The sequence below is a fragment of the Phycicoccus ginsengisoli genome (assembly GCF_054779295.1).
The window spans coordinates 1-2,809 of sequence record NZ_BAAGYN010000019.1; the positions used below are offsets into that span (position 1 = coordinate 1).

Consider the following 2,809-nt stretch of genomic DNA (forward strand, 5'->3'; position numbering starts at 1 on the left):
CCTGCTCGATCGTGTCGCCATCCTGCAGGTGCCGCGCCGGGCTACCCGCCTGCGGCGACACCAGGTCGACGTACCGCTCCCCGAACAACGTCTTCGGCAGCAACCGCGCCGACACGTTCGCCGGGATAAGCCCGACCGTCGAGGGGTCCAGCGCCAGCACCAGCCGAGCACCCCGCCCGGTCGTCTCGACCCTGCGCACCTCCCCCACGATCAACCCCCGCAGCTTGACGTCCGAGGACGTCTGCAGCTGCGAACCCACCCGGTCGGTCAGGAGGGTCACGTCGACCGTGCGGTCGAACACCTTCGCGTAGGTCGCGACGCACAGCGCCATGAGCAGGCCGACGACGACGAGGAACGCCAGACCGTAGGCCCGGTCGCTCAGGCGGGCGATCCAGCCCCGGGCCGGGCCGATGGGCGAGGTCGGCGTGGTCGGGAGCACGGCGGCAGCGAGCGACCCGGGGTCTGCCGCCCTGTCGTCCTGCGCTGGTCGCACCCGCTCGTCGACCGCCCTCACCACCCCTCGCTGCGTGATGTGCGTCACCGGGGCAACGAGACGGTGACCCGGCAGGTTACGGCCGGTCAGCTCGGCACGCGGGCCGAAGTCCCGGACCTCGGGTGTCGGACCCCGGCTCGGCGCCGAGGTCCCAGACCTCGGGTGTCGGACCCCGGCTCGGCGCCGAAGTCCCGGACTTCGGGTTTCAGCCCGGGGTCATGCGCCGAAGTCCCGGACTTCGGGCCGGGTCAGGAGGTGCGGTCGGCGACCGACAGCGCGATGCCGTCAAGGATGTCGTGCTCGGAGGTCACGACGCGCTCCACCCCGCGGGCCGCGAGCCGGGCCACGACCTCGCGCCAGATGAGCGCGCCGCCGCCGATGACGTCGACGCGTCCGGGGTGCATGAAGCCCAGCTCAGCGCGCTCGCAGCGGGTGGCGTGGAGCAGCTCCTCGCAGGACGCCACCACCTCGTCCGGGCTGAGCACGGACAGGTGGAGGCGGTGCGGGTCGTAGGCGGGCAGCCGGAGCGCGTTGGCGGTGACGGTGGTGACGCTGCCGGCCAGGCCGACCAGGGAGCCGACCCCGTCGAAGTCGACGACCTGCTCGGCGAGGTCGACCGCCGCCCGCACGTCGCGGACCGCGCGGTCGACCTCCTCGGGCGTGGGCGGGTCGGAGCGCAGGTGCCGCTCGGTCATCCGCACGCAGCCCACGTCGACGGAGCGCGCCGACTCCACGGCCGTCGTGCCCCGGACGAACTCGGTCGAGCCGCCGCCGAGGTCAACGACGAGGTAGGGGCCGGGGATCTCGTGGGCGCGCAGGTCACCGGTGGCCCCGCGGAACGACAGGGCCGCCTCCTCCTCGCCCGACACCACCTCGGGAGCGACGTCGTAGTCGCCGAACGCCTCGCGCACCCCGGCGACGAACTCCCCCGCGTTGGACGCGTCCCGCGAGGCGGAGGTGGCGACGAACCGCACCTGCTCGGCGCCCAGCTGACGGCACTGGCCGGCATACTCACCCGCCATGGACAGCGTCCGGGCCATGGCCTCGGGGTCGATCGACCCGGTGCGGTCGACGCCGTAGCCGAGCCGCACGACCTCCATCCGCCGCAGCACGTCGGTGAGCTCACCGGTCGCGGCGTCGACGTCCGCCACGAGCAGCCGGATCGAGTTGGTGCCGCAGTCCACGGCCCCGACCCGGGTCACGGGCGGACCTCCGGCGAGGCCTCGTCGGGGTCGGCGGCGGGCTCGGCGACCGGGGCGGCCCCCGACGCGGAGGCCGCAGCGTCCGGGACGCAGGAGCCGTCGGCCCACCACTCCCCGAGCATCGCGAGCGCCTCGTCGCCCAGCGGGTTGACCCCGGGGCCGACGGCGAGGGAGTGCGCGACGAGGACGTGCAGGCACTTGACGCGCGTGGGCATGCCGCCGGCGGAGATGCCCTCGATCTCCGGCACCGTGCCCAGCGCGGCGCGGCGGGCGAGGTAGTCCTCGTGGGCGGCGGCGTACGCGGCAGCCAGGTCCTCGTCGGCGCCGAGCCGCTCGGTCATCTCCCGCATCACGCCCTGGCTCTCCAGGGTCGAGATGGCGCCGGTCAGCCTGGGGCAGGTCGCGTAGAACGTGGTCGGGAACGGCGTGCCGTCGGGCAGTCGTGGTTCGGTGGTGAGCACGTCGGGCCGGCCGCAGGGGCAGCGGTGGGCCACGGCGACGACACCGCGCGGCACGCGGCCGAGCTGGGCGTCGACGGCCTCGAGGTCTGCCGGGGTGGGCTGCTCGCTCACCTGGTGGCGGCCGTGGTCTCGCGCGGACCGGTGTCGGCGGCCCGCACCGACTCCCACAGCTGGCCGTACCAGGGGTGGTCGCTGGCAGCCGCGGGCGCCTTGGCCACGCCGGGGTCCGCCGGGGCGGCCGACTTGCCGTCGATCACCGTGTAGGACTTCTCCCCCACCTTGACGAACTTGAGCCTCTCGCGGGCCTGCTGCATGACGTACTCGTCGTCGTGCCACCGCGCCTGCTCCTTCTGCAGCCCGGCGACCTCCCCCCGCTGGCTGGCGACCTGCTCGCGCAGCGACTCGATCTGGCCCTGCTGGTTGACGTAGGACCGCAGGGTCGGCACGAGCGTGACCGCGAGGAGGACGACGATCGAGGCGAGCACCACGACCCGCATGACGCCGCGGGCGGCCTTGCGCTCCTGGGAGACCTGGGCCGACGTGGCCTTGCGCAGGGCCCCCGACGCCGTCGCGCGCGAGCGCCCGGGACCGGCGCCCGGACGGGCGGAGGTCGCGCGGGCCGCGGCACCGCGGGCGTCGGCCGCCCGGCCGGC

Annotated in this window: 4 protein-coding genes; all 4 read right to left on the reverse strand. The window is 74.9% G+C overall.

Annotation, left to right across the window (positions count from 1 at the left end):
* Nucleotides 1–541 (reverse strand): MlaD family protein (locus ACYVDO_RS19645; protein WP_460939077.1); only part of this gene is annotated, 541 nt, incomplete at its 3' end.
* 200 nt (nt 542–741) lie between these two features.
* The gene (locus ACYVDO_RS19650; protein ID WP_460939079.1) at nt 742–1,695 is read right to left on the reverse strand and encodes a Ppx/GppA phosphatase family protein; all 954 of its coding nucleotides are present in this window, start codon (nt 1,693–1,695) and stop codon (nt 742–744) included.
* Nucleotides 1,692–2,267 carry a DUF501 domain-containing protein gene (locus ACYVDO_RS19655; RefSeq protein ID WP_460939081.1) on the reverse strand — a complete coding sequence of 192 codons (576 nt, stop codon included), beginning with the start codon at nt 2,265–2,267 and terminating at the stop codon, nt 1,692–1,694. Before ACYVDO_RS19655 ends, ACYVDO_RS19650 begins: the two co-directional genes overlap by 4 nt.
* A partial coding sequence (locus tag ACYVDO_RS19660) for an FtsB family cell division protein (RefSeq protein WP_460939083.1) occupies nt 2,264–2,809 on the reverse strand: 546 nt, incomplete at its 5' end. The genes ACYVDO_RS19660 and ACYVDO_RS19655, both read right to left, overlap by 4 nt.